General features: G+C 69.5%; 31 protein-coding genes and 1 tRNA gene. 19 read left to right on the top strand and 13 right to left on the bottom strand.

The features are described 5' to 3' along the window. Positions 1-102 precede the first annotated feature (102 nt). Both D5S19_RS03135 and D5S19_RS03130 read left to right on the top strand, forming a co-directional pair. Positions 103-276, top strand: coding sequence for a DLW-39 family protein (locus tag D5S19_RS03135; protein WP_120021797.1), 174 nt, complete (start codon positions 103-105; stop codon positions 274-276). Between the two features lie 25 nt (positions 277-301). Next, positions 302-374: transfer RNA gene (locus tag D5S19_RS03130), tRNA-Ala, on the top strand. A gap of 34 nt (positions 375-408) precedes the next feature. On the opposite strand, the gene D5S19_RS32305 is transcribed toward D5S19_RS03130, so the two are convergent. The 3 genes from D5S19_RS32305 to D5S19_RS03110 all read right to left on the bottom strand — a co-directional run bounded on the left by D5S19_RS32305 (position 409) and on the right by D5S19_RS03110 (position 2,907). After that, positions 409-741 (bottom strand): nucleotidyl transferase AbiEii/AbiGii toxin family protein, encoded by a 333-nt coding sequence (locus D5S19_RS32305; RefSeq protein WP_199730309.1) that lies wholly within the window; start codon positions 739-741, stop codon positions 409-411. 37 nt (positions 742-778) lie between these two features. After that, positions 779-1,087 (bottom strand): hypothetical protein, encoded by a 309-nt coding sequence (locus tag D5S19_RS32810; protein WP_325050209.1) that lies wholly within the window; start codon positions 1,085-1,087, stop codon positions 779-781. A gap of 410 nt (positions 1,088-1,497) precedes the next feature. Then, on the bottom strand, positions 1,498-2,907 hold the full coding sequence (locus D5S19_RS03110; protein ID WP_120021795.1) for an FAD-binding oxidoreductase: 1,410 nt from the start codon (positions 2,905-2,907) through the stop codon (positions 1,498-1,500). Positions 2,908-2,994: 87 nt separating this feature from the next. Here D5S19_RS03110 and D5S19_RS03105 point away from each other — a divergent pair, with 87 nt between their 5' ends. Continuing rightward, entirely contained in the window at positions 2,995-4,659 is a 1,665-nt protein-coding gene (locus tag D5S19_RS03105) for a helix-turn-helix domain-containing protein (protein ID WP_199730307.1), read from the top strand. Positions 4,660-4,661: 2 nt separating this feature from the next. Here D5S19_RS03105 and D5S19_RS03100 read toward each other — a convergent pair whose 3' ends face one another. After that, complete coding sequence (locus D5S19_RS03100) at positions 4,662-5,231, bottom strand: TetR/AcrR family transcriptional regulator (protein ID WP_120021794.1); 570 nt, start codon at positions 5,229-5,231, stop codon at positions 4,662-4,664. An 86-nt stretch (positions 5,232-5,317) separates the two neighbouring features. Between D5S19_RS03100 and D5S19_RS03095 the strand changes: the two genes are divergently transcribed. Both D5S19_RS03095 and D5S19_RS03090 read left to right on the top strand, forming a co-directional pair. Next, positions 5,318-6,544 (top strand): metal-dependent hydrolase family protein, encoded by a 1,227-nt coding sequence (locus tag D5S19_RS03095; RefSeq protein ID WP_120021793.1) that lies wholly within the window; start codon positions 5,318-5,320, stop codon positions 6,542-6,544. After that, the gene (locus D5S19_RS03090) at positions 6,541-7,395 is read left to right on the top strand and encodes an alpha/beta hydrolase (RefSeq protein WP_120021792.1); all 855 of its coding nucleotides are present in this window, start codon (positions 6,541-6,543) and stop codon (positions 7,393-7,395) included. Before D5S19_RS03095 ends, D5S19_RS03090 begins: the two co-directional genes overlap by 4 nt. Here the strand turns inward: D5S19_RS03090 and D5S19_RS03085 are convergent. After that, positions 7,368-7,658, bottom strand: a complete 291-nt coding sequence (locus D5S19_RS03085) for a hypothetical protein (protein WP_120021791.1) — start codon at positions 7,656-7,658, stop codon at positions 7,368-7,370. The genes D5S19_RS03090 and D5S19_RS03085 overlap by 28 nt on opposite strands. A gap of 20 nt (positions 7,659-7,678) precedes the next feature. Between D5S19_RS03085 and D5S19_RS03080 the strand changes: the two genes are divergently transcribed. Genes D5S19_RS03080 through D5S19_RS03070 form a run of 3 tightly spaced genes read left to right on the top strand, consistent with a single transcriptional unit; the run spans position 7,679 to position 9,417 of the window. After that, complete coding sequence (locus D5S19_RS03080; protein ID WP_120021790.1) at positions 7,679-8,014, top strand: ArsR/SmtB family transcription factor; 336 nt, start codon at positions 7,679-7,681, stop codon at positions 8,012-8,014. Next, positions 8,011-8,478: an SRPBCC domain-containing protein gene (locus tag D5S19_RS03075; RefSeq protein WP_120021789.1), complete on the top strand. Its 468-nt coding sequence runs from the start codon at positions 8,011-8,013 to the stop codon at positions 8,476-8,478. The genes D5S19_RS03080 and D5S19_RS03075 overlap by 4 nt, the downstream gene beginning before the upstream one ends. A gap of 51 nt (positions 8,479-8,529) precedes the next feature. Beyond that, positions 8,530-9,417, top strand: coding sequence for a hypothetical protein (locus D5S19_RS03070; RefSeq protein WP_120021788.1), 888 nt, complete (start codon positions 8,530-8,532; stop codon positions 9,415-9,417). Between the two features lie 6 nt (positions 9,418-9,423). Here D5S19_RS03070 and D5S19_RS03065 read toward each other — a convergent pair whose 3' ends face one another. After that, positions 9,424-10,062: a pyridoxine/pyridoxamine 5'-phosphate oxidase gene (locus D5S19_RS03065; protein ID WP_120021787.1), complete on the bottom strand. Its 639-nt coding sequence runs from the start codon at positions 10,060-10,062 to the stop codon at positions 9,424-9,426. 327 nt (positions 10,063-10,389) lie between these two features. On the opposite strand from D5S19_RS03065, the gene D5S19_RS03060 reads away from it, so the two are divergent. Then, positions 10,390-10,920, top strand: a complete 531-nt coding sequence (locus D5S19_RS03060; RefSeq protein WP_120021786.1) for a DUF2020 domain-containing protein — start codon at positions 10,390-10,392, stop codon at positions 10,918-10,920. A gap of 138 nt (positions 10,921-11,058) precedes the next feature. Further along, the gene (locus D5S19_RS03055) at positions 11,059-11,511 is read left to right on the top strand and encodes a DUF6918 family protein (protein ID WP_120021785.1); all 453 of its coding nucleotides are present in this window, start codon (positions 11,059-11,061) and stop codon (positions 11,509-11,511) included. A gap of 66 nt (positions 11,512-11,577) precedes the next feature. On the opposite strand, the gene D5S19_RS03050 is transcribed toward D5S19_RS03055, so the two are convergent. After that, positions 11,578-12,159 (bottom strand): hypothetical protein, encoded by a 582-nt coding sequence (locus tag D5S19_RS03050; protein ID WP_233573683.1) that lies wholly within the window; start codon positions 12,157-12,159, stop codon positions 11,578-11,580. A gap of 179 nt (positions 12,160-12,338) precedes the next feature. Here D5S19_RS03050 and D5S19_RS03045 point away from each other — a divergent pair, with 179 nt between their 5' ends. Both D5S19_RS03045 and D5S19_RS03040 read left to right on the top strand, forming a co-directional pair. Beyond that, positions 12,339-12,890: a peptidylprolyl isomerase gene (locus tag D5S19_RS03045; RefSeq protein ID WP_120021784.1), complete on the top strand. Its 552-nt coding sequence runs from the start codon at positions 12,339-12,341 to the stop codon at positions 12,888-12,890. Positions 12,891-13,068: 178 nt separating this feature from the next. Further along, positions 13,069-13,890 (top strand): rhomboid family intramembrane serine protease, encoded by an 822-nt coding sequence (locus tag D5S19_RS03040; RefSeq protein WP_456061897.1) that lies wholly within the window; start codon positions 13,069-13,071, stop codon positions 13,888-13,890. Here the strand turns inward: D5S19_RS03040 and D5S19_RS03035 are convergent. Together D5S19_RS03035 and crgA are read right to left on the bottom strand one after the other, a co-directional pair. After that, positions 13,872-14,309 carry a PH domain-containing protein gene (locus D5S19_RS03035; protein WP_233573682.1) on the bottom strand — a complete coding sequence of 146 codons (438 nt, stop codon included), beginning with the start codon at positions 14,307-14,309 and terminating at the stop codon, positions 13,872-13,874. The two genes, D5S19_RS03040 and D5S19_RS03035, sit on opposite strands and share 19 nt — an antisense overlap. A 71-nt stretch (positions 14,310-14,380) precedes the next feature. After that, positions 14,381-14,647, bottom strand: a complete 267-nt coding sequence (crgA, locus tag D5S19_RS03030; protein ID WP_120021782.1) for a cell division protein CrgA — start codon at positions 14,645-14,647, stop codon at positions 14,381-14,383. A gap of 463 nt (positions 14,648-15,110) precedes the next feature. Here crgA and D5S19_RS03025 point away from each other — a divergent pair, with 463 nt between their 5' ends. The 3 genes from D5S19_RS03025 to D5S19_RS03015 are packed head-to-tail and all read left to right on the top strand — an operon-like array spanning position 15,111 to position 17,127. Then, complete coding sequence (locus D5S19_RS03025) at positions 15,111-16,004, top strand: class E sortase (protein WP_120021781.1); 894 nt, start codon at positions 15,111-15,113, stop codon at positions 16,002-16,004. Further along, the gene (locus D5S19_RS03020) at positions 16,004-16,162 is read left to right on the top strand and encodes a hypothetical protein (RefSeq protein WP_120021780.1); all 159 of its coding nucleotides are present in this window, start codon (positions 16,004-16,006) and stop codon (positions 16,160-16,162) included. The genes D5S19_RS03025 and D5S19_RS03020 overlap by 1 nt, the downstream gene beginning before the upstream one ends. Before the next feature lie 56 nt (positions 16,163-16,218). Beyond that, on the top strand, positions 16,219-17,127 hold the full coding sequence (locus D5S19_RS03015; protein WP_233573681.1) for an LLM class flavin-dependent oxidoreductase: 909 nt from the start codon (positions 16,219-16,221) through the stop codon (positions 17,125-17,127). On the opposite strand, the gene D5S19_RS03010 is transcribed toward D5S19_RS03015, so the two are convergent. Both D5S19_RS03010 and D5S19_RS03005 read right to left on the bottom strand, forming a co-directional pair. Continuing rightward, positions 17,124-17,516 (bottom strand): SCO5389 family protein, encoded by a 393-nt coding sequence (locus tag D5S19_RS03010; RefSeq protein ID WP_120021818.1) that lies wholly within the window; start codon positions 17,514-17,516, stop codon positions 17,124-17,126. The two genes, D5S19_RS03015 and D5S19_RS03010, sit on opposite strands and share 4 nt — an antisense overlap. 181 nt (positions 17,517-17,697) lie before the next feature. Further along, entirely contained in the window at positions 17,698-19,017 is a 1,320-nt protein-coding gene (locus D5S19_RS03005) for an FAD-dependent oxidoreductase (RefSeq protein WP_120021814.1), read from the bottom strand. A gap of 110 nt (positions 19,018-19,127) precedes the next feature. Here D5S19_RS03005 and D5S19_RS03000 point away from each other — a divergent pair, with 110 nt between their 5' ends. The 4 genes from D5S19_RS03000 (at position 19,128) to D5S19_RS02985 (ending at position 21,643) form a co-directional block, all read left to right on the top strand. After that, positions 19,128-19,772, top strand: coding sequence for an aminodeoxychorismate/anthranilate synthase component II (locus D5S19_RS03000; RefSeq protein ID WP_120021779.1), 645 nt, complete (start codon positions 19,128-19,130; stop codon positions 19,770-19,772). A gap of 5 nt (positions 19,773-19,777) precedes the next feature. After that, entirely contained in the window at positions 19,778-20,581 is an 804-nt protein-coding gene (locus D5S19_RS02995) for an ATP-binding cassette domain-containing protein (RefSeq protein ID WP_120021813.1), read from the top strand. Next, on the top strand, positions 20,569-21,213 hold the full coding sequence (locus D5S19_RS02990; protein WP_120021778.1) for a hypothetical protein: 645 nt from the start codon (positions 20,569-20,571) through the stop codon (positions 21,211-21,213). The genes D5S19_RS02995 and D5S19_RS02990 overlap by 13 nt, the downstream gene beginning before the upstream one ends. Before the next feature lie 97 nt (positions 21,214-21,310). Then, positions 21,311-21,643, top strand: a complete 333-nt coding sequence (locus tag D5S19_RS02985; protein WP_098512379.1) for an effector-associated constant component EACC1 — start codon at positions 21,311-21,313, stop codon at positions 21,641-21,643. Between the two features lie 63 nt (positions 21,644-21,706). Here D5S19_RS02985 and pknB read toward each other — a convergent pair whose 3' ends face one another. Next, a complete protein-coding gene (gene pknB, locus D5S19_RS02980; protein ID WP_120021777.1) occupies positions 21,707-23,713 on the bottom strand; it encodes a Stk1 family PASTA domain-containing Ser/Thr kinase in 2,007 nt (668 codons plus the stop codon). After that, positions 23,710-24,936: a serine/threonine-protein kinase gene (locus tag D5S19_RS02975; RefSeq protein WP_120021776.1), complete on the bottom strand. Its 1,227-nt coding sequence runs from the start codon at positions 24,934-24,936 to the stop codon at positions 23,710-23,712. The genes pknB and D5S19_RS02975 overlap by 4 nt, the downstream gene beginning before the upstream one ends. Between the last annotated feature and the right edge of the window lies 1 nt (position 24,937).

The following is a 24,937-nucleotide window of genomic DNA, read 5'->3' as shown; positions in this document are numbered from 1 at the left end:
GGGATTAGTGGTTCCGCGTGGAACTGGGTGGGGGTTGGGGGGTGGGGGGCGTGCAGTAGCATCGGGGGTGGCTCAGGGTAAAGATGTCGAAGGGGGCTCCACGTGAAGAAGCTGCTGGCACTCGCGGTCATCGTGGGCGGCGTGCTGTTTGTCGTCAAGCGCAACAAGGCTGCCAAGGCTGAGGCTGACCTGTGGCGGGAAGCTACTGCCCCGCACGGGCCGATCTCGGCCAACGGCAGTACGCCGGCCAAGGCTGCGGACGCCTCGCGCAACTGACCTACTCGCGGACTTCGTCCGCATCGGGCCTGTAGCTCAATTGGTAGAGCACCGCCTTTGCAAGGCGGGGGTCAGGGGTTCGATTCCCCTCAGGTCCACCGAGAGTTCTAAACATGGTGAACCGTAGCTGAGTCACGGTGGCGACCGCTGCGACGTACGGCGGATTTCTATGCCGTGGCCGGCAGCTAGTCGCTGGTAGCGGTCCGGCCACGACTCTGGCAGCGGCGGGAGGTTGTCCGGTGGTGCGGTGTTGTTGCGTTCGAGCCATACGGATCGGACTGCGGTTGCCGTTTGCTCGGATTCGAGCAGGCCGTGTTCGAGCAGGATGGTGAGGTCGACGAGGTCGCGGACCCGCGAGTTCTCACGTTCCCCGAAGTCGCGGAGTATGCCGTGGAACTTCTCTGCCGCATGTCGGTGGATGTCGACCGCTTCGACCTCAACTGCTGGGATATCGGCGAACGCCAACGAGTTGGGTACGGCGAGCCTGTCGGTGGCATGAAGTTCATGAGTCCTGGGGGGACACGTCGAGCTGGATGCCCCCGAAAGGCTTGTCGGCCAGTTGCGCGCTGACTTTGGCCCGCCAGGTAGGGACTCCGCCGCTGTCATCACGTAGCCGTTCCGGCGGGCCGGCGGCAAAGATGAAGTAGTCATGGTCGAGGTCGACGGCCGAGGATGTCGATGAGTCGCTCGCGCGGTCGGTCAGGTAGAGGTATCCGTTATCCGGATCGACATGGCCGATGTCACCGGTGTGCAGCCAGCCGTCCACGAGAGTTTCCGCAGTGGCTTTCGGGTTTTCCCAGTAGCCGCTCATGACCACGTCGCCGCGGACGATGACCTCACCGTCCGTTCCCTCGGGGACGGGAGAACCATCCTGCGCGACGATGCGGACATCTATTCCGTGGAAGGGGCGGCCGCAGGAGCCGGGGTGTTCGAGGGCTTGCCCGGGGGCATCACGGTGATCGTCATGGGTGCCTCGCCCTGGCCGTACATCTGGGTGACGATGGGTCCGAAGGCGGTCGCCGCGGCGCGTAAGTCCTCCTGGTAGAGGGGTGCGCCGCCGCCGACGATGCTGTGCAGGCTCGAAGCGAGCCGAGTACGTCGATCAAGACGGTCCGGCTCCCGGAACGTCCACACAGGAAACCCTCTTCGCTCGTAACACTAGCGAGAGGGTTTCGGTCCGGGCCTCTGGTCAGATACCGTTGCGGGCGAACGGTTCTGCGGTCACGCCTCGTTCTGCTTGGGCGCGATGACCTTGCCAGGATTGAAGATTCCCCGCGGGTCCAGTGCGTCCTTCACTGCCCGGCCGAGTGCCAGTACGGCAGGTCCGGCTTCGGCGGACAGGCCTTTCCGTTTGAGCAGACCGACTCCGTGCTCGCCGGTGACCGTGCCGCCCAGTTCCAACGCGGCCGTGACGATGTCGTCGAACGCCGCCTGCGCCCGCTTCTTCGCGGCGTCGTCGCCGGGCTGGGTGATCAGCAGCGGGTGGAGGTTGCCGTCGCCGGCGTGTGCGATGTTGGCGATCAGAGTGTCGTGCCGAACGGCGGTTTCCTCGATCCGCGCGAGCATTTCGGGGACCGCGCCCTTGGGCACGCAGACGTCTTCGGTCAGTACCGGGCCGAGCCGTTCGAGCGCGGGGTAGGCCAGGCGCCGTGCGGCGAACAGTGCGTCGGCCTCCTGCTGGTCGGTCGAGCGCACCGCGAAGGTCGCGCCCGCCTTCTCGAAGCAGGCCAGCATCGCGTCGGCTTCTCGTTCGCCGGCCGGGCCGGCGCTGTCGGTGCGGCCCAGCAACACCACATTGGCCTCGGACGACAGGCCCATGTGCTTCCACTCGTCGACGGCGGCGAGGCAGTGCTGGTCGATCAGTTCCAGTGCGGAGGGCTCCAGCCCGGCTTCGGCGACGGCGGCGACCGCATGCCCGGCGTCGGTGATCGAGGAGAAGTAGCCCGCGACGGTGTGTTCGGGTTGGCGGGCGGGCCGCAGCCGCACGGTGATCTCGGTGATGACGCCGAGCGTGCCTTCGGAGCCGACCATGAGCCCGACGAGGTCGTAGCCGGCGACGCCTTTGGCGGTGCGACGGCCGATCCGGACCAGCTCGCCGGTCCCGCTCACGAACTCCAGGCCCAGCACGTAGTCGCGGGTGACGCCGTACTTGACGCAGCACAGTCCGCCGGCGTTGGTGGCGACGTTGCCGCCGATGGTCGACCACGGCGCGCTCGCCGGATCCGGCGGGTACCACAGGGCGTGCTCGGCGCAGGCCGCGCGCAGGTGGTCGTTGACCACGCCGGGCTCGACCACGGCGAGCCGTTCCCGCCGGTTGATCTCCTTGATCGTGGTCATCGCCTCGGTGGAAAGGACCACGCTGTGCTCGATCGCGTTCGCCCCGCCGGAAAGCCCGGTGCCCGCGCCCCTCGGGACGATCGGGGCGCCGAGCCGCAGGCAGACCCGGACGACGTGCCGCACCTCCTCGGCCGTCCGCGGCCGCACTACCGCCGCCGGTGCGCCGTGCGGTGCCCATTCGGCCTCGTCGTGGACGTAGCCGGACACCACATCAGGATCGGTGAGCACCCGGCCTGCGGGCAAGCCCCGGTCCAGGTCCTCGATCAGCTCACGTCGCCACGCCTCGTCGCGCATGACGGCGAGGCTAGCGGCGTCGACGGCCTCTGCTCAATGTGTGAACCGGCTATCATTGGCGGTTATCAATGGATGGAGTGTCCGCTGGTGCGGGAGACATGGCTGGACTTGCTGCTGCGCGACGCCGACCCGGATGAGCTTCAGCGGCACGGCCGTGAGCTGGACACCGCCGATCGGGAGACCGCGCAAGCGCTGCGGCTCACGATGGTGCTGCGGCAGCAGGCGCAGCGGGCGGCTGAGCTGGCCGCGCTCAACGACATCGCGATCCGGCTGGCCACCCGGCACGCGCCCGACGAGCTGCTGCCGGAGATCGTCGACCAGGCCCGCCGGGTGCTCGGCGCGGATCTGGCCTACCTCGGCCTCCTTGAGGACGGGCACCTGCGGCTCAAAGTCACCAGCGGTGCGCTCACCCCGGAGCTGATCGGGGTGGTGATCCCATTGTCGGTGGGGCTGGCCGGTGAAGTGATCGAGCACGCCGCGCCCCGCTGGACAGCCGATTATCAGGCGGAGCGGCGTTTCCGCCACGACGACATCGCCGACACGGCGGCGCGCGCGGAGAACATGCGCGGGCTGCTCGGAGTTCCGTTGCGCCTGCGCGGCCGGGTGCTCGGTGCCCTGTTCGTGGGCAAACGTCAGGAACGGGACTTCACCGAGCACGAGGTGACGCTGGCCTCGGCGCTGGCCGCGCACGCGGCGATCGCCATCGAGAACGCCAACGCGATCAGCAGCCTCAACGCCGCGAACGACCAACTCGCGCGCCGCACCGAGGAGCTGGAGCAGACGCTGCGCTGGGACCAGCGGCTGACACGTGTGGTGCTCACCGGCGGCAGCGTCGAGGAGTTGCTGGCCGAGATCAGCTCGATGGCCCGCGGGCGGGTCCGCTTCGTGACGGAACCGTCGGATGACGTGACCGTGGCGCGGCCCGTCGTGGCCGGGGATCGACGCTTCGGCGTGCTGGTGCTCGAAGGGGAGCCCGCCCGTGATGACCAGCTGCTTCTCGACCGTGCGGCGCCGGCACTCGCACTCGCGCTTCTCGCCGAGCAGGCTACGGCCGAAGCGTCGCGGCGTACCCGCGCAGCGTCGTTGGTCGATCTGCTCACCACGACCTCGGAACGACCGGCCTTATGGCAAGCCGGGCTGGACCCATCGGCGCAGTACGCGGTGCTCGTGGCCTCCGGACGGGCGCGGCTCCCGCAACTGCCCGGAGCGCTCGTGGCCGAGCATGGCGGCCGGCTGCTCGTCGTGACCACGGCCGACCCCGACAGCATTCGTCGGGACTGGCCGGGTGACGCACCGACCGCGGGCATCGCCGGCCCCGCACGCGGACAGGCGGAGCTACAGCGTTGCTTCCACGCGGCCCGGCAGACGCTACGTGCCCTGGAAGTGTTGGGGCGAAACGGAGAAGCCGCGACCGCCGGGCAACTCGGGCTGTATCGGATTCTGCTCGACCATGCAGGTCGCCGCGATCTGGCGGAGGCGTTCGAGCACGCGCTGGGACCAGTCCTCGCCGAGGAACAACGCCGTGGCGTTCCGCTGGTGGAGACCCTGCGGGTGTTCCTCGACCATGGTTGCCGCCCTCGCCCGGCAGCAACCGCTCTGGCGATTCACGTGAACACGCTGTATCAGCGGCTGGCGACAGTCGACCGTCTGCTCGGCGAGGGCTGGCGTACTCCGCAGCGGGCGCTGGAGCTGCACATGCTCCTGCACCTCACCGAGGCAAGCGGTCCGCTGGGTGGGCCGGAAGGCGGCTGAACTCAGGAGCGGTTCTTGCTCATCCGCAGGATCAAGGCGACCGCGTCCTCCGAATGTGCGATCGGAGAAAGGATTTCCTGCAAGAGGAGGCCACGAATCGCGGCGACGGTGACCGTGGCCGCGGCCAGGGCTTCCGTGGCGTCGAGTCCTTCACGTTCCGCGAGTGTGGCCAGCATCCTGGTCAGATCGTCGAGCGACTCGATGAACTCGCGAAAGTCCTGTGGGCTGTACGCGGCCAGCCCTGCGAGGTGAAAGAAACCGCGGACACGCGACAGCTGCTCCGGGCGTGTGTAGGTCTGCCAGATCGCCCTGACGAGGTCGTCAAAGGTGCCCCGCTGGGCGGCCTCGAAAAGCACCTCGTTGTCCCGGGACCGTTGTGTCTTGAGCATGGCCGCCAAGACGCCCGAGAGCGACCCGAAGTGATATCGCAGGAGGGCGTGGCTGGTCTCGGTCCGAGCGGCGATCTCGCGAAGCGACATCTTCGGTGCGGGCAGGTCCTCGCCGAAGGCTTCGAGAAGCCGGGCGAGGAGCCGCTCGCGGGCGCTTGTGGATGCCGAGCTTGACAGGACCACTCCCACAGTTTATCCATTGGAAAAGAAGGATCGATGGTACTGCGGACATGGTCGCAGGCGGCTCGCTACGGCGGAGGGAACGACTCGTGGGATGCGTTCGGATAGTCGGTGCGACGGTCGTCGACGGGTCCGGTCGCGACCCCGCCGACCTCGAGGTCACCATTGAAGACGGGCTCATCACCCAGGTCGGTCCCGACGGCGGATCCGGCGAACGCCTGGATGCCGGGGGACTGACGATGACGCCCGGCCTGATCGACGCGCACGTCCACCTGGGCTTGTCGAGCCCGATCCAGCCGCAGTTCTCGTTTCAGATCAGTGCCGCCGAGATCGCGGCGGACATCTTCGCCACGGCGGGCGGGGCGCTCGATGCGGGTTTCACCACCGTTCGGGACACCGGCGGGATCGACGGCGGCGTCGTCACCACGATCGCGAAGGGCAAGGTCAGGGGACCGCGCGTGCTGTCGTGCGGACCCGTGCAGTGCCAGACCGGCGGACACGGCTACTACGGAGCCGACTGGGAACCCACCGAGTTGTGGAGCAGCCATCACCTGCCGGGTCTGTGCGCGCTGTCCATGATGTCGGGCAACGCCGCCGAACTGCGCGCCAACGTGCGTGAGGCCTTCCGCCGTGGCGCCTCGTTCCTGAAGCTCTGCGTGACCGGCGGAGTGGTCGGCGCGCACGACCGGCTGACCGACACCCAGTTCACCGTGGAAGAGATCGCCGTCGCCGTTGAGGAAGCCACGGCGCGAGGCACCTACGTGACGGTCCATGCCCACAACAACGAAGGCATCCGGAACGCGATCGAGGCCGGGGTGCGCTGCGTCGAGCACGGCACCGACATCGATGAATCCACAGCCATCCTGATGGCCACGCGCGACGTTGCGCTGGTGCCTACGTTCGCGGTCGTCGAGCAACTGCTGCACAACACCGCTGGAGCCGGGCTCGGCGAGTCGACCCGCGATCGGGTGCAGGGTGTTCGCGAGCGGATGACCCAGGCGCTCGCGGCCGCCAAGGAAGCCGGCGTGCGGATCGGGCTCGGTTCCGATCTCATCGGTCCGGTTCAGGACCGCCGAGGAGAAGAACTCGCCTTGCGCGCAGCACTCGAGACGCCGATGGACGCGCTCGTGGCGGCCACCAAGACCAACGCCGAGATCCTCGGCCTGTCCGGCGAGGTGGGCGTTATCGCTCCCGGAATGCAGGCAGACCTCGTGCTCTGGGACGGTGACCCGCTCCAAGATCCGAAGATTTTCGCCAACCCCGCCAACGCCATTGTCGTCGTCCAGGCCGGACGCGTTGTAAAGGACCTCCGATGAGCACGATGTGGCACGGTTGCCTCGCCGACACCGACTATTTCGAAATCCGTTCCAGCGGCGGGCTCGGCTACGGCGTCTGGGTGACCACGCCGCCGGGCTACGATCCCGCAACCACGCAAGCGCCGGTTATGTATGTGCTCGACGGGAACTGGGCCGCAGCCATGACGGCTCCGCTGATCGTCACCCAGGCGGATCCTATGCAACGGATTCAGCCCTACATCCAGGTCAGCGTCGGCTATGCGGGCGAGGAAGCGCAGCACTGGGCACGGCTGCGCAACCGAGACCTCGTACCGCCCGGCGAGCCGGTAGCCAAGGAGCTCGGCGATGCCGTGGAGGCGGGATTCGCCGCGGGCGCGATGACCCGCGAGGAAGCCGACGCCTACCTCGCCGCGCTACGTGACACCCACGCCGACGCATTCCTGGACTTCCTGACGACGGACCTGCATCCGCGGATCGAACGCGACTACAGCATCGCCGCGAGCGGTCACGGCCTCTTCGGCTACTCCTACGGCGGACTTTTCAGTCTCTACACCTGGCTCTCCGGCTGCACGCTCTTCGAGAGCATCGGCGCGGGCAGCCCCGGCGTCGCCGGCGAGGACAGCCAGGTCTTCGCCCGGCTCAAGGAGCTGGGCGAAGACCTGCCCGCAGCCAGGCTGCACGTGACCATCAACGACCGGGAACTTCTCGGTGACCTGGCCATCTACCAAAGCATCACCAAGAACACGGCCACCCTCCTGCACCGCTTGACCGCGCGCGACGGAGCCGTCACCAGCGCGATCCTGCAGGAGACCCACGTGACCGGCCTCTCGGCGTCGTTCCTCAGCTACCTCAGGACCTGCTGGGCCGGGTAAGCGCCTCCGCGGTCGCCAAATCCGGCAGGTTCACCCGGTGGTTCGGACGTGGGCAGGCCATCGGCCCGAGACCAGGCCATTTTGACGGCGTCCGGTTCGCCGCCGAAATCCGGGTTGCCGCACTGTTCGGTGGCCCAGGCCAGGTAATCGCGCCAAGCGCTGCTGGACCAGCCACCAGCGAAGAGGCGGGCGGTGCCGTATCCCCAGGCCAGGACGGCGGCGGCGAGCCGGGCGGCCGGGATCGTCTTGTTCCGCGCGCGCAACCGGGGTAATACTTAGCCTCATGGCTCAGTATTCGGAGGTGCTCGACGGGGTCTTCCTCGCGCTCGCCGACCCGACTCGCCGCGCCGTGGTGCATCGGCTCGGACAGGGGCCGACGAGCGTGGGCGAGCTGGCACGGGCGGCACCGATGACCTTGCCCTCGTTCCTGAAGCACGTCCGGGTGCTCGAAGCGAACGGCGTGATCCGCACGGTCAAGACCGGTCGCGTACGGATCTGTGAACTCAACCGGGAACGGTTCGCGCTGGTCGACGACTGGCTCGCGCAGCAGCGCCGGATCTGGGCCGGGCGCACCGATCGGCTGGCGGACTTCGTCACCGAAACCGAGGAGGACTCATGAACCCCGATCTCGATCTCGGCCTCGACCGGATCATCCGGGCACCGCGCGAGCGGGTGTGGGCGGCGTGGACGGATCCGGCGAAACTCGCCCAATGGTGGATTCCCGCCCCGATGCACTGCCGCGTGCAACGGCTGGAAGTTCGCTCCGGCGGCGCGTTCGTCACGCAGCTGAGCGAGGACGGGGAGAGCTACCACCCGCACCTGAACGCCTGTTTCCTGCTGGCCGATGAGTACGAGCGGATCGTCTTCACCAACGCGCTCGACAGCGAATGGCGCCCGGCGAGCCCCGCACCGGTCGCGATGACCGCGGAGATCGTGCTGCGCGAGCACCCGGAGGGCACCGACTACCGGGTCGTGGTCCGGCACGGCGAGCCCGCCGCCCGGAAGCGGCACGAAGACCTGGGCTTCGCCGACGGCTGGGGCACCACCGTCGCGCAGCTCGCCCGGCTCGTGGAAGGCCGGTAGCGCGACCGATCCGTACAAGACAGCCCGCCGCGGACGTGCCACGGTGAAGGGGTGACTGTGCATCTTTCCGCCGCTGCGTCCTTCCTCGCCGGACATGCCCGGGTACTCGATCGGCGAAGGTTCGAGCTGCTGCTGGGGACCGGGCAGCCCGCCGACGTGCTCGCCGCGGTCGCCGGGTATCGCAACCCCGACGGCGGGTTCGGCTGGGGACTGGAGCCGGATCTGCGTGCGCCGGAAAGCCAGCCGGGCGGGGCGCTGCACGCGTTCGAGGTGTTCGCCGAGGTGGCACCGGTGACAACCCCGCTCGCAGTGCAGCTGTGCGACTGGCTGGATGCGGTGGCCCTGCCCGGCGGTGGCCTGCCGTTCGCCTTCCCCGTAGCCGACCCGGCGGCCTGCGCGCCCTTCTGGACTTCCGCCGATCCGGGTCGGTTCTCCTTGCAGAGCACGGCTTTCGTCGCGGGCACCGCGCTGCGTGTGGCCGTGCACGATCCAGCAGTCGCCGGGCATCCTTGGCTGGCGCGGGCGGTACCGGCCTGCCTCCAGGCGATCCGGGAACTCACCGAACAGCCACACGCGATCGAGCTGTCCTTCGTGATCCGGCTGCTCGACGCCGCCCACGGGCGTTACCCGGAAGCCGCGGAACTGCTGTCCGGCCTGGGCAGATTCCTGCCGGACAACGGGATCGTGCCGGTCGCCGGCGGCGCCGAGGGAGAGGTTCTGCGGCCGCTGGACTTCGCGCCGCTGCCGGGTCCGGCGCGCGCCCTGTTCCGTCCGGAGGTGATCGAGGCCGACCTCATCCGGCTGGAAGCCGGCCAGCAGCCCGACGGCGGCTGGCAAGTGGACTTCGGCAGTTACTCCCCGTCCGCCGGTCCGGAATGGCGTGGCTACGCGACGGTCGGCGCGATCTCCTTGCTGCGGGCCAACTCCCGACTGTCCTGAGTGGATTCACGGCCAGAGGCGCTCGCGCCGCCAGCCCGCACCGTCCCGCTGGTACCGCAGGCGGATGTGCCGCCGGTCGTGTGCGGCCTGCCAGAACTCGACCGTGTCCGGTCGCACCAGGTAACGGGTCCAGGTCTCCGGGGCGGTGTCCGGATGTTCGGCCACCCAGCGCTCGGCCGCCGTGGCGGCTTCGGCGAGCTTGTCCGGATCCGGCAGGACCTCCGACTGCCGTCCGAGATACGCCTCGACCCGGGAAGCCGGTGGCCGCGCGAGAAAGTCGGCGGCGGACTCCACCGCGGACGCGGGCGTCACAACCCCGCGTGCCCGCACCTGACGGCCCCGTCCCGGCCAGAAGAAGGTGAGCGCGGCACGGGGATTGGCCGCCAGCTGCCGTCCCTTCGGGCTTTCCGAGCTGGTCGCGACCGCCCAGCCGGCCGGCCCGACGTCCTTCAGGATCACCACCCGCGCGTCCGGCGCACCGTCTTCGTCCACTGTGGACAAAGTGACGGCGTGCGGGGCCAGCACGTGCGCACCGGCCTCGGTGAGCCAGTCGAGGAACAGCTCCTCCGGCTGCGCAGGCGCCGCGTCCGGCTCGAAGCCGGGCAGCTGCTCGGGAAACGACGGCCAGCCACGCAGGGAAACCATGCCCCGAAGATAAGCCGGTGACCGGTCCGTCTCAACCCGCGGGATACAGCCGGGTCACCGCCTCGGCGGCTTCGGTGACGGGTAATGCGGCGGCCCGGCCGGCCCCGAGCCGGGTGGTTTCCCGGTCGGTGGCCGCTGATCCGGCGGGATCGGCCGTCCCGGGAACCCGCCCGGACCCGGACGGGGCGGGGTGGTGCTACCCGGCAGTACCGGAGTTCCGTCCGGGTTCGCGTTCGTGCACACGGGGACCTCCTCACAGCGCGAGTACCATCGTCGCACGGTGAACCTCCCCCGATTCCGCATCGAGCGTGGTTGACTGTGCCCGCCATGCGACGAATCCTCCAGCTCGCCCCCGCCCTGGTCCTTCTCGCCGGCTGTGCGCCGGCGGCCCCGGTCGCCGAGACCCCGCCGCCGTCGTCCTCGGCAGCGCCGGCGAGCAGCTCTGCCGTGATGCCGCCGGACCCCCGGCCCACGCGAGCCGGCCAGTGTCCGTACCTGTCGAAGCAGGAAGTACAGGATACGAACGGGCAGCACGTCACCGCGGTGAAACTCTCCGCCGACCAGCCGACCCCGGCGTGCTTCTTCTACCGGCCGGACGGTTCGGTCCAGCTGAGCGTGCGGGTGTACACCGGCACCAGCGCGATCGCGAAAGCCCTGGTGGACAAGGCGGCGCCGGTGGACACCTCGAATCCGGCGGACCAACCGGCCGGCTGGAAGGGCGGCTATCAGCCCTCGGCCGACGGGGTGGTCTACGCGGTCGCCAAGGCGGGTTCGGCCGTCGTCGTGACCAGTAACCAAAAGCAGAGCATCAAGGCACGCACAGTGGCAGAAAAGGCTATCGCTGCCCTGAAGCTCTGAGTAGCGGCCTCCGCACGGGCCAGTGAAGTTGATCTTGTATTACCCTGTGCGGCACGCGCAGGGCGACGAGCACTCGCGCGACGGGTGCCGGATCCGGCACCGCCAGCACTTCACCATCCCTGACGACAAGGACAGATCGTGGCTACCACCCTCAAGGAAATCCTGCTCGACTCGAGCCGTCGCCCGTCCGTGGTCACCGACCTCGAGGGCCTCGTGGACGCCGAGGTCTCCGACAAGGGCGGGGTCTCGGGCGCGGTCGTGAAGACCGGTTTCGCGGCGGTCAAGAAGATCAAGCCGGGCATCATCCCGAGCGCCGTCGACAGCCTGCTCGACGACTTCGCCCTCGCCCTCGAGCCGTTCTACGGTGCCTACCGGGCCCAGGGCGGCAACGACTTCGGCGCCTACCTGACCGGCCGCTCGGACGAGGCCTCCGACGCGCTGCTGAGCGTCACCGACTCGCGGGCCGAGCGCAGCAGCCGCGACAGCATCAAGAAGGTCTACTCGAAGCTGCGCCCGAACGGCAAGAAGAACGTCGCCGAGGCCCTGCCGCGCCTCGGCCAGCTGATCGACAAGCACGCCGCGACCGCCTGAGTCTCTGCGGACAGCGCACGAAAGAGGGCCCCGGGACCTGGTCCCGGGGCCCTCTTTCGAGTCTGCTCAGTTCTTCTTCTCGGCGGCCGGCGTGCTCGGCGCCTGGCCGTTGCCCGTCGGCTCGGTGTCCGCGGCCGGCTTGGCCGGCGGGGTCGCCTTCGGCGGGGCCGGCGCGACCGGCGGCTCCTGCCGCCGCGACTTCAGCGCGACGGCGCCCGCGGCGACCGCGGCCAGGCCGAGGATCCACGGCCAGCGGCGGCGCTTGCGCGTGCCCTTCGCCGCGGACTTGGCCTCCACCAGCGCTGCCTTGAAGTCCTTCTTCGCTGCCTTGAAGTCCTTCTTGCCGCGGCGCTTGGACTCGCCCGCGGACTTGGCCGCCTTGATCGCGGCCTTCTTCGCCTTGCGGCCGGGCTTCTGCAGCTCGGCGATGCGAGCCAGCGCCTCCTTGCGGGCCGCGGCCGAACTCTTCTTGAGCTCCTTGCGCGTCAGCTCCGTCTTCTTGGCCAGCTTGCGCTGAGCCCGGCGGCCCCGCTTGGCCAGCTCCTCGGCACCGGCGGCACCCGCCTTGCCGACTTCGGTGGCTCGCTTGCGCAGGCCGGGTGCGCCGGTCTTGACCGACTCACCGACCGATTCCACGGCCCGGGTCATGGCCTTCACCTCATCAATCGTTTTGAAACCGCTCTGTTGCCCGTAACCTATCCTGCCCTTTTTCGCCGCGGATCGCTGCCGCTTGTCCCGCCGCGATCGGGTTCGGCCCGGAAAAAGACCGGTTTTCCTGGGCGTCCGGCCCCGGTACCCGGACCGGTGAACCCCCCTGAACCCCCCAAATGTGCGAAGGATGGCACGATGGCCGCGTGACTGAAAGCGCCCGCAAGGCCACCCTGCACACCAATCAGGGTGACATCCACCTGAACCTGCTGCCCGACCACGCGCCGAAGACGGTGGCGAACTTCGTGGGGCTGGCGACCGGCTCCAAGGAGTACACCCAGCCGAACGCGCAGGGTGGCGACGCCGGTCCGTTCTACGACGGCTCGATCTTCCACCGGGTCATCGACGGCTTCATGATCCAGGGCGGCGACCCGACCGGCACCGGCCGCGGCGGCCCCGGCTACAAGTTCGGCGACGAGTTCCACCCGGAGCTGCAGTTCTCCAAGCCGTACCTGCTGGCCATGGCGAACGCCGGGCCGGGCACCAACGGATCGCAGTTCTTCATCACCGTCTCGACGCCCGCTCACCTGAACTTCAAGCACACGATCTTCGGTGAGGTCGCGGACGCCGACTCCCGCGCCGTGGTCGACAAGATCGCCGGTACCGCGACCGGACCGGCGGACCGCCCGCTGGCCGACATGGTCATCAAGAGCATCACCGTCGAGAGCTGATCCACGAACCCGGGGTGGATTTCGGTAGGTTGGGGACATCGTGAACCAACCGCCGAATCCCTCCGCGTACCCGCAGTCCGCGCTCCCCGGTTGCTGGTGGCATCCCAGCCGCCAGACCGGCCTCAGCTGTGCCCGCTGCGGGCGTCCTGCCTGCCCGGAGTGCCTGCGCGAGGCACCCGTGGGATTCCAGTGCACCGACTGCGTGCACGCCGGTGCCCAGCAGCAGCGGCAGCAACATCGGCAATACCGCAGCTCGGGCCTGGGCGAGCAGACCATCGCCGGCGCTCGCCCGAGCAACTCGGTGGTGGTCACCCCGACCCTGCTCGCGATCAACGTCGCCGTCTTCCTGATCACCGTCATCCAGGCGAAGAGCCTGTTCGGCAACGGGGAAGCCCAGCTGGAGAAGCTCGGCGAACTCTGGACCTACCCCACTCTCGGCGGTGGCGAGTGGTGGCGGATCTTCACCTCCGGCTTCCTGCACTACGGCCCGATCCACATCGCGGCGAACATGTTCTCGCTCTGGCTGATCGGCCGTGCGCTGGAGCCGGTCTTCGGCCGGGTCCGGTTCCTCGCGCTGTACTTCGTGTCGATGTTCGGCGCGTCCACCGCGGTGCTGCTGTTCGACCAGCCCAACCAGCCCTCCGCCGGCGCCTCCGGGGCGCTGTTCGGCCTGATGGGCTGTTACGCGGTGATCGTGCTCAAGCTGCGGCTCAACCCCACCTGGCTGCTCATCACGCTGGTCATCAACGCCTACATCACGTTCTCCGTCGCCAACATCTCGATCCTGGCGCACGTCGGCGGGCTGGTCACCGGGGCGCTGGTGGCGGTCGCCCTGCTGTACGCCCCCGAGCGCAACCGGGCCCGCTGGCAGGCGATCGGGCTGGTGGTCATCGTGGTCGCGCTGGCCGGGCTGGTGATCTGGCGGAGCACGCAGTTCCCGGCGCTGCAGTGTCAGCTGGAGATGCTGCGCGGCTTCGAGTCCTACGTGTGCGGCCGCTGATCCCAGCGGGTCCGCAGCAGATCCAGCACTTCCAGCACGTCGCGGGGGTCTTCGCCGAGGTCGAGCTGCCCGAAGACGAACAGCTGGTCCTCGTGCTCGACTTCCAGAGTCACGCCGTCGCGGCCGAGCCGCCGGGTGTTGCGCAGCCGGATGCTGGTGCCGGACCAGGGCAGCCGGTGCGTTCCGCCGAGGCCGCGGGCGAGCAGGCCCTGCGGGTCGGCGGCCAACCGGGGCCGCACAAGGCTCCAGTGCCCGGCGAAAGCGCCGACCGCGACGGTCGCGAGGCCGAGCAGCACGGCTCCGGCGGCATCGCCGAAAAAGCCGTCCGCCACCGTGGCGACCAGCAGCAGGAGGGTCAGCACCCAGGCCACTACCACAACGTTCTGCCGGGGCGCCCACGAGGTGGGGTAGTTATCCACAGGGGTTATCCACACTGGGGATGAGTCACACCGATGTGATTCGGTGTCCAGCGGCCGTCCGGAGCAATCGCTCAGCGCCAGCGCATCGTCATGAGCAGGCCGACGATGATCGCGGAGAACCCGATCGCGAAGTTCCAGCTGCCGAGATCGGCGAGGAACCCGATCTTGCTCTGGGCGAGGTACTGCAGAATGAGCCAGGCGAGACCGAGCAGCATCAGGCCGAACATGACGATCTTGTAGAACAGGTTCGACGGTCCCGCCGCTTTGACCTTCACCGGCGTACGCCGATCGACCGGCGGGGTGTACGCGGTCTTCTTGCGGACCTTCGACTTCGGCATCGTGTTCCTCGCGTGCTTCTCGGCTCTTCAGTGCGGCATCCTGGACGAGGTCCCGCGGTCGGGGTGCGCAACCAGCGCCACGTGGACACGTTAACGTAATCGACTGCTCCATAGCACCGGGTTGAGGAGCGGTCGGTTCCGGCGACTGTGACAATAGCGCCACCAGAGTCCCGTACAGGGCTTCGGGCGGGCGTGGGAGGAGCTTGGCGTGACGCCACAGGATTGGCCCGGAGACGACCCCGACAGACCCTCCGGACCAGCGGCCGAAGGCCCGCGCCGCCGGGTTTCCCCGCCCGGCACCCGTCGTCCGGGCGACTCCGGCCACCGAGCCACTCCGTCGCCGCGGAGGGTCGCCGGCCACCACCGCCGGGAAGACGGCGCCGCATCGCAAGGATCACCCGAACCGCCCAGGCCGAACGACCGGGGAGAACCTCGCCGCCCGGCACCCACCGGTGCGCGGCGGATGACCTCGCCCGGCGTCGACCAGCCGACCGAGGTGATCCCGGCGGTCTCGGCGACCGCGGTCGCCGAGAAGAAGCCACCGCCGCCGCTGGGCAAGGGCGGGCTGGTCATCCGCACGGCGGGGGAGCTGTTCATCACGCTCGGCCTGATCGTGCTGCTGTTCATGGTCTACGAGGTCTGGGTGACCGACCTGTTCTCCGCGGAGAAGCAGTCCGAGGCCAGCGATCAGCTCAACGGCGACTGGGCCAAGGACCGCACCCTGCATCCGGAACTGGTGGACGGCAAGGCGTTCGCCCGCATACACATCCCGTCCTTCGGCGCGGACTTCAACTTCACCATCCAGGAGGGCACCGGCGAGGACGCGCTCGCGGTCGGGCCCGGCCACTACAAGGGAACCGCGCTGCCGGGCGAGCCGGGCAACTTCGGCATCGCCGGGCACCGGGTCGGCAAGGGCGCGCCGTTCAACGACTTGGACAACCTGAACTCCTGCGACGAGATCGTGATCGAGACGCACACCGACTTCTACCTCTACAAGGTGCTGCCCTACGACAACGAGATCAAGGGCTGGACCAGCGGAAAGGGCGCGCAGCCCGCGTGCAAGGGCGTGTCGACGCTGCGTGATTCGAGTGCCCCCGGCGGCGGTGCCTACGACCAGACCGTCGGCCGCAAGATCGTGCTGCCCAGCCAGGGCGACGCGGTGAACCCGGTGCCGTACAAGCCCGCGGACGCCTTGCCGAAGGCGCGGCAGGCCTCGTTGCTCACCCTCACCACCTGCCACCCGAAGTTCTCCGCCAAGCAGCGGCTGATCATCACGTCCGTGCTCACCCAGCAGGTGCCGAAGTCGCAGGCGAAGGACTACGACACGTTGCTGGCCAAGATCGGTGGTGCGTCCTGATGTACGGCTGGATCTGGCGGCACCTGCCGGGCCCGTTCGCGGCGAAGCTGAGCATCGCGATCGTGCTGGTGCTCGGCGTCGTGGCGCTGCTGATGTTCGTGGTGTTCCCGTGGCTGGACCCGCTCCTGCCGTTCAACGACGTGTCGGTGAACAACTGAGGGCCGGAGTTTTCCTGGTTTCCGGACGGTTTCCCGGCCAGGAGGACGCGGACGTCTTGCGGCGCACCGTGCTGGCCGCCGATGCGGCGGAGGCGGCCGGGTTCGACGAGGTCTGGCTCGCCGAGCACCACTTCGTGCCCTACGGCGTATGCCCGTCGGCGATCACGCTCGCCGCGCATCTGCTCGGCCGCACGGAACGGATCGAGGTGGGCACCGCGGTGAGCGTGCTGTCCACGACGCATCCGGTGGCGCTCGCCGAGCAGTGGTCGATGCTGGACGCGGTCTCCGGCGGCCGGCTGCGGCTCGGCGTCGGCCGTGGTGGGGCGTGGCAGGACCTGGAGGTGTTCGGCACCGGGCTGGACCGTTACGAGCGCGGCTATCCGGAGTCTCTGGACCTGCTGCTCAAGGCGACCACCGGCACGGTCTCCGCGAACGGCGAGCACTTCGCCTTCCGCGAGGTGCCGGTGAGGCCGGCGCCGCGCCGGACACCCCGCATCGTGGTGGCCTGCGGCAGCGCGGACTCGGGTTCGGTACGGCTCGCCGCGGATCGGGGACTGCCGCTGCTGCTGGGGATGCACGCGGACGACCACGGAAAGGCCGCGACAGTGGCGGCTTACGGCGCGCCCGCCGACCACGTGTCGACGGTGGTCTGCCAGGTGGGGGACGACGCGGCGGACCTGGTGCGCCGGATGCTGCCGGGCTGGCTCAAGGACGGGCTCGGCGCGCACGTGACGGTGGACGGCAGGCCCGGCCCTTCCCGTGATCCGGTGGAGTACACCGAACGGCTGTGCGAGATCCACCCGGTCGGCCCAGCCGGGGAGTGCGTGGCGAAGCTGAAAACGAGCCTCCGGCGCACCGGGGTGTCCCACGTCCTCATGTTCGTGGAGGCATCCGGTACGCCGGAGGGCACGGTGGCGAACATCGCGCGGATCGGCGCCGAGGTGCTGCCCGCGCTGCGCGCTTAGCAGTCGCGCAGCTCCGGGCTCTGGTTGAGCAGCTGCCCGCGCACCGACACGAACGCGCGGTACCGGTCGCTGTCCACTTCGGACGGACGGAAGGCGGCGACCCGGTGGCAGTTCTGGAAGGCCAGCTTCACGCCGAAGTGCCGCTCCAGCCCGCCGCGGATGGAGTCCGAGGCCAGTGCGCGCAGCAGCTGCCCGCGGGCCGCCTCGCTCGGCGGCGGGGTCTCGTTGTCGGCGAAGCCGTCCACGGCGCCCTCGGACTCGGCGATCACCCCGGTGATGACCTCCCACGCGTAGGGCAGCGATTCCCGCACACAGGCGACGAACTCCGCGTCGGAGACCTCTCCGCGCTCGGCCTTCTCCAGCAGCGCGGGCGATACGTCCAGAGACAAGACAACCTCCATGATGAGTGCTTCCTCTCCTGGCTACCGGCCTGCTGGCACTCCGACAAGAGAAAACGGGTTTCATCACCACTTCGGTGGAGCACTCCCACCGGAACAGCCGTACGGCCGGCGCCGGACCGTGTAACGTGCACACCGCCTCAACGGTGCACCGCGTCGCCGGAACCGCCCGTCAGCCCCGGGAGACCCGCACCATCTCCGCGCGTTCCACGACCTTGATCCGGGCCCGGCCGTGCGGCTCGCCGAGGGCCTGCTCGTGCGCGTCGAGCCTGCCCCAGCCGTCCCAGGTGGTGAATGGAATGCCGCGCGAGGCAAGGAAGTCCACGATCGCGTCCGGGGCGGCGTGCTTCGGGGCGGCGAGGGTGTCCGCGTCGGTGAGCAGGCTGGCCACGGTCTCCGCGGCGTCGCCCTTCGTGTGGCCGATCAGGCCGACCGGGCCGCGCTTGATCCACCCCGTCACGTAGACGCCTGGCACCTGGTTCTCGTCCAGGTCGAGCACCCGGCCTGCCTCGTTCGGGATCACGCCGGCCACGTGGTCGAACGGGACCTCCGGCAGATGCGAGGACAGGTAGCCGACCGCTCGGTAGACAGCCTGCACGTCCCAGTCGTGGAATTCGCCGGTGCCGCGTACTGAGCCGTCGCCGGCGTACTCGGTGCGTTCGGTGCGCAGGCCGCGCACCCGGCCGTCCTGCCCGAGGATTTCAGCCGGCGAGTGGAAGAAGTGCAGGTGCAGCCGCCGCGGCCGGGAGCCGGGATCGCGGATCGCCCACTCCTGCAGGGTCTTCACCACCATTTCCACCTGTTTGGACGCGCGCAGCTGGGCGACGCTGGCCGCGTCGAACTCCATGTCCGCCGGGTCCACGAGCACCTCGACGTTCGGCGAGTGGTCCAGCTCCCGCAGCTCCAGCGGGGTGAACTTGGCCTGCGCCGGACCACGCCTGCCGAACACGTGCACGTCGGTGACCGGGCTGGCCTGCAGCCCGGCGTAGACGTTCGCCGGGATGTCGGTCGACAGCAGCTCGTCGGCGGTCTTGGCGAGCACCCGCGCCACATCGAGCGCGACGTTGCCGACGCCGAGCACGGCGACGGAGGTCGCGGTCAGTGGCCATGTGCGCGGAACATCGGGATGACCGTCGTACCAGGACACGAAATCCGCCGCCCCGTGGCTGCCGTCCAGGTCGATACCGGGCAGATCGAGGCCGCGATCGGCCATCGCGCCGGTGGCGAAGACCACCGCGTCGTAGAACTCGCGCAGCTCGTCGAGCTTGATGTCGGTGCCGTAGTCCACGTTGCCCAGCAGCCGGATGTTCGGCTTGTCCAGCACCTTGTGCAAGGCGGTCACGATGCCCTTGATCCGCGGGTGGTCGGGCGCCACCCCGTAGCGAATCAGCCCGAACGGCGCGGGCATCCGCTCGAACAGGTCGATCTCCACGTCCGCGTCGGACTTGTCCAGCAGATCGGCCGCGTAGATCCCGGCCGGACCGGCGCCTATCACGGCGATGCGAAGGATTCGGCTCACCCGGTCACCGTAAGTTAGGCAAGGCTTACTTACACTGTGATATGGAATACGGTCCACCAGGTGGGAGCGGTTATGCTGACCGCATGCGCGTTCTGGTCGTCGACAATTACGACAGCTTCGTCTACAACCTGGTGCAATACCTGGCGCAGCTCGGCGCGGAATGCACGGTCTGGCGCAACGACGTCGTCGAGGTCGAGCGCGTGCCGGAGTTCGACGCGGTACTCGTCTCGCCCGGTCCCGGCACCCCCGAGCGCGCCGGCCAGAGCATCGAGGTGATCGCGAAGTGCGCCGAGACGCGCACCCCGATGCTGGGCGTCTGCCTCGGCCACCAGGCCCTCGGCGTGCACTTCGGGGCGACCGTCGACCGCGCGCCCGAGCTGCTGCACGGCAAGACCAGCCAGGTCCGTCACGCCGGGCAGGGCGTGCTCGCCGGGCTGCCGGACGAGTTCACCGCCACCCGATACCACTCGCTGACCGTGCTGCCGGAGACCATCGACGACGCGGTCTTCGAGATCACCGGGCGCACGGAGACCGGCGTCGTGATGGGCATGCGCCACCGTGAGCTGCCGCTCGAAGGCGTGCAGTTCCATCCGGAGTCCGTGCTCACCGAGGGTGGGCACCGGATGCTGGCGAACTGGCTGGCCTCGGCCGGGCACCCGGTGCCGCCGTCCGTGGTCGACGAGCTGGAGCGGGCCACCCGCGCGTTGCAGAAGGCCGCCGCTGCGTGAACCCGCTGCTCCGGCTCACCGGCGTCGGGAAGCGGTACGGCGGCGGTGTCCCGGTGCTCGCGCAGGTCGACCTCACCGTGCCCGCGGGCCGGGTGATCGGGGTGCTCGGGGCGAACGGCTCGGGCAAGTCCACCCTGCTGCGGATCATGGCCGGGGTGTCCCGAGCGACGGAAGGTGTGGTGGCCGGCCATCCGGCCATCGGCTATTTGCCCGACCGGTTTCCCAGTGGGCAGCGCTTGTCCGCCCGGTCGTACCTGCGGCATCTGGCCCGGATCCGGGGCCTGTCCGACCTGTCGGTGATCGATCCGCTGCTCGCGCGGCTCGGCCTGGTCGGCGACCCGGATGCGCAGCTGCGCACGCTGTCGAAGGGCAACGCGCAGAAGGTCGGGCTCGCCCAGGCCGTGTTCGCCGAGCCGGAGCTGCTGATCCTCGACGAACCATGGTCCGGTCTCGACGTCGGCACACACGCGATCCTCGGCGAGCTGGTCGCGGAAACTCGCGAACGCCGCGCGAGCGTGGTGTTCACCGATCACCGGCCCGCCGTCGTGCGGCAGTACGCCGACGACGTGTACCGCCTGGATTCCGGACGGCTCGTCGCTTTCGAGGATCATCCCGAGACCACTCGCATCAGGCTCTCCGCGGCGTCGTCGCCTGGGCACGCTTGGGCGGACGAGCCCGGCGTGCGGACGGTGGCCGACGAGGCGGGTTGTGTGGTGCTGACCGTCGATGCGGCCAGAGCAGATGCCGTGCTGCTGCGGGCTTTGTCCGGTGGCTGGTCGGTGCGAGAGGTTGCGCCGTGCTCGCCGTGAGCCGCTACTACCTGGCGTTGCTCGGTCATTCGCAGCGATACCTGCCGGCGGTGCTCGCGTACCTCGCGTTGTGCGCGATCCTTTACGCAGACCCGAATTCGCCGGTGCTCCCGCTGTTCGGGGTGAGTGGTGGCGGCTTGCTCGTGGTCGGCTGCTGGCTCACCGTCGCGTTGCTGGACATCGAGGATCCGGTGCAACGGCTGATCACCTTGAGCCACGCGGGCAGCCGCCGTAGCACCATCGGCGGTGCGGTGCTGGCCGTGTCCGGCTGCGCGCTGGTGCTGACGGTGCTGACCGTTGGCTGGTCCGTGCTGCGGACAGGGCACCTGAGCTGGCCGCTCGTCGGAGCCGGGCTGCTCACGCACCTGTCGTGCGCGGTGCTGGGCATCGCGATCGGCCTCCCGTGTTCGCGGCTGCTCATCGCGCGCATCGGCTGGACCGTGCTGGCCGCGGTACTCACGCTCGGCGTGGTGCTGCTCGGCAAGTGGGTCCCGCTCGTGCACCCGCTGTTGCAGGCACTGATGTCGGGCAACGACTACGCCGGTCCGCTGGCGCTGGCTGCCGCGACGGCGCTGACCGGGCTCGCCCTCAGCGCCGGGGTGGTCGGCTACGTCTGCGCCCGGCGCGCCTGAGCTGCACAGTGCAATTGGCAAAAACCGTAAGGGACTTTCCCCTTGGCGGGTGGTCAGTTACCCTCGCGCCGTCTGTTCCGCCCTGAAGGGAGAGCCCGTGACGGCCGGGATCGCTGCGATCACTGTGGACGGATCCGCGGACGAGGTGGTGCACCTGGCCGGCTGGCTGGGCGCGGAGGACGAACTGGCCGGACGCGTGCGGCTGTCGGAGATGACCGGTGCGGCCGTCGGCACCGTGGTGGTCCTGCTGAGCAGCCGTTCGGTCGGCGTGCTCTGCCGATCGCTGTTCGGCTGGCTGCGTGGCGACCGCCGGGTGTCGCTCACCGTGAAGCGCTCCGGCGCGGTGGAGGAACTCGACCTCGACTGCGGGGCGGGCAGCGACGCGGACGAGGTACTGGCCAGCGTCCGGGAGTTCCTCGACCGGCGCTGAATCCGCAACCGGCCCGGAAACGCGGAAGGCCCGCACGGCGAACCGTGCGGGCCTTCCGGGCGATCAGTGGTCGCCGCCGCGCCCCGGCGGGAGGAGGCCACCCGGTCCGTTGCCACCGGGATTGGACGGCGAGGTCGGGATCCCGCCGCTGCTGCCGTTGTCCTGGTAGATGAACACGATGACCGACTGGTTCGGGGAGATCGAACTGCCGGCCGCCGGGTTCTGCTTCACCACGGTGTTCGGCTGACCGCCGCCGAGCTGCGTGGTCTGCTGGCTGATGCTGCCCGACCAGCCCAGGCCCTGCAGCGCCTGGGTGGCCTGGTCCAGCGTCATCCCGAGCAGGCTCGGCATCTGGATCTGCTGCTTGCCCTTGGACACGACCAGCACCACCTGGCTGCCCGGCGCGAGGTTGCCGCCGTTGGGCTGCTGGCTGATCACGGTGTCCTTCGGCTGGTCCGAGTCCTGGTCCTGGCGGACCGGCTTGAACCCGGCGTCGCTGATGATCTGCTTCGCCTCGGAGTAGGACTTGCCGGTGGTGTTGGGCACCTGCTTCTGCGCGACCTGCGAGCCGACCGTGATGTCCACCGCCGAACCCTTCGCCGCCGAGGAGCTCGCGGTCGGGTTCTGCGAGACCACCTTGCCGACGTCGCTCTGGGTGTCGACGGTCTGGCTGTTCTGGTTGCCGACCTTCAGCCCGGCCTTCTCCAGCGCCTGCGCGGCCTTGTCCGGGGACATCCCGTGCAGATCCGGCACCTGCACCGAGTCCGGCCGCACGCCGACGGTCAGCGTGATCTGCGTGGAGGTGGCCACCGTCGAGCCCGCCGCCGGGTCGATCGCGAGCACCTTGTCGATCTGGTCGTCGGTGCAAGTCGGGTCACCCGGATTGGCCGGGGACACCCCGCAGGGGACCGTCTTGTTCTGCCCGAACGAGGAGAAGCCCGCGCTCTGCAGCGCCGCCTTCGCCGAAACCACCGGCTGGTTCACCACGGACGGGATCTGTGCGGTCTTGTTGGTGTCGCTGAACGCGTTGGACAGCCACATCACCATCAGCACCACACCGGCCACGAGCAGCGCGGCCACCGCGGCGAGAATGATCCGGCGGCGCCGCTTGGCCTTCGGGTCCTCCGCGGCCTCCTCGGCGTACTCGTCGTAGCGCTGCGGAACCCGGCGGTCGGCGTCCATCACCTGGGTGCGCTCGTCCTCGGACATCACCATCGGCGCCGACGGACGCTGCCCGGACAGCGTGCGCACCAGGTCCGAGCGCATCTCGGCGGCCGACTGGTAGCGGTTGGCCGGGCCCTTGGCCAAAGCCTTGAGCACCACCGCGTCCAGCTCCGGCGACACCGCCGGGTTCACCGAGGACGGCGGGTTCGGATCCTCCCGCACGTGCTGGTAGGCCACCGCGACCGGCGAGTCCCCGGTGAACGGCGGCTCCCCGGTGACCAATTCGTAGAGCACGCACCCGGCGGCGTAGACGTCGGAACGGGCGTCCACCGACTCACCGCGGGCCTGCTCCGGCGACAGGTACTGGGCGGTGCCGATCACCGCGGCGGTCTGGGTCATCGCGGACTGGCCGTCGTGCATCGCGCGCGCGATGCCGAAGTCCATCACCTTGACCGCGCCGTTCTTCGTGATCATGATGTTGGCCGGCTTCACGTCCCGGTGCACGATGCCGTGCCGATGCGAGAAGTCGAGGGCGGCACTGACGTCGGCCATGACCTCCATGGCCCGCTTCTGCGACATCGGACCCTCGGTCTTGACGATGTCGCGCAGCGTCCTGCCCTCGACGTACTCCATCACGATGTAGGGCAGCGGCCCCACATCGGTGCCGGTCTCGCCGGTGTCGTAGACGGCCACGATCGCCGGGTGGTTCAGCGCCGCGGCGTTCTGGGCTTCCCGGCGGAACCGCTCCTGGAACTGGGGATCCCGGGCGAGGTCCGCGCGCAGGACCTTGATCGCCACCTCCCGGCCCAGACGCACGTCGTGCCCGTGGTGGACCTCGGACATACCTCCGTAGCCGAGCGTGTCGCCCAGCTCGTACCGATGGGAGAGCAGTCTGGGTGTGCTCATCTCTGTGTGCCGTTCCATTCCGTCCAGGGTGTGGTCATCATGCCCGCTTGGCCGCCGTGCTCGCTCGATCCGCTCCGGGCCTGGTTCGGTCTTCCTGTGGTCGGTCCGCTCGTGGTGTGCACGCTCGGGGCGCTCGCTCCGTTGCCGTCGGATAGCGTCCGGGTGAACACGAACACCGCGGCGGCGAGGGCCACCGCGACGAGCACCGCGAGTGCCACCCACCAACCCCACTGGCTGCGCTTTCGCGGCACCGGCGCGGGCGGCAGCGGCCGGAAGGCCGGGTTGGAGCCGGGCCCGATCGGGCCGCCCGGAGCCGGGGGCACACCCGGTACCTGGTGCGGCGGGACCGGCGCCGCGAAACCGGCGCCGAGCAGCCCGCGTGGGGGTGGCAGCGGACGCCCGGCCCGCACCGCGGCGATCGCGGCGGCGAACTCGCCGCCGCTGCGGTAGCGCTGCCGGGGGTCCTTCACCAGAGTCGCTTCGATCACCGCGCGCGGCCCCGGCGGCACGTCCGGCGGCAGCGGCCGCGGGACGTCGCGGATGTGCATCATCGCGACCGTCACCGCGTTCTCGGACAGGAACGGCCGGCGCCCGGCCAGGCATTCGTACCCGCAGACGGCCAGCGAATACACGTCGCTGGCCGGCTCCGCGTCGTGCCCGAGCGCCTGCTCCGGCGCGATGTAGTGCGCGGTGCCCATGACCATGCCGGAGCGGGTGACCGGGGCCGCGTCCGCGGCCTTCGCCACCCCGAAGTCGGTGATCTTCACCCGGCCGGCCGGGGTGACCAGGATGTTGCCCGGTTTCACGTCCCGGTGCACCAGGCCCTGCTCATGCGCGGCCTGCAGCGCGTTGCCCGCCTGTTCCAGCAGGTCCAGCGTGTAATCGGCGGTCAGCCTGCCGTGCCGGGCGAGGATGCCCGCCAGCGGGTCGCCCTCCACGAACTCCATCACCAGGTAGGCGATCGACAGGTCCTCGCTGACCGTTTCGCCGTAGTCGTGCACCGCGGCGATCCCGGCGTGGTTGAGCGAGGCCGTCATCCGCGCCTCGGTCCGGAACCGGTGCAGGAACTCCGCGTCACCGGACAGCTCGGCCTTGAGCACCTTGACCGCGACCACCCGGTCCAGCCGGGTGTCGCTCGCCTGCCAGACCTCGCCCATCCCGCCGACGGCGATCCGGTTCGTCAGCTTGTAGCGCTCGGCCAGCAGCTGACCCGAGGACAGCATC

It is taken from the genome of Amycolatopsis panacis (genome assembly GCF_003600245.1).
Taxonomy (GTDB): Bacteria; Actinomycetota; Actinomycetes; order Mycobacteriales; family Pseudonocardiaceae; genus Amycolatopsis; species Amycolatopsis sulphurea.
This window is presented reverse-complemented; position numbering and strand designations above follow the sequence as displayed.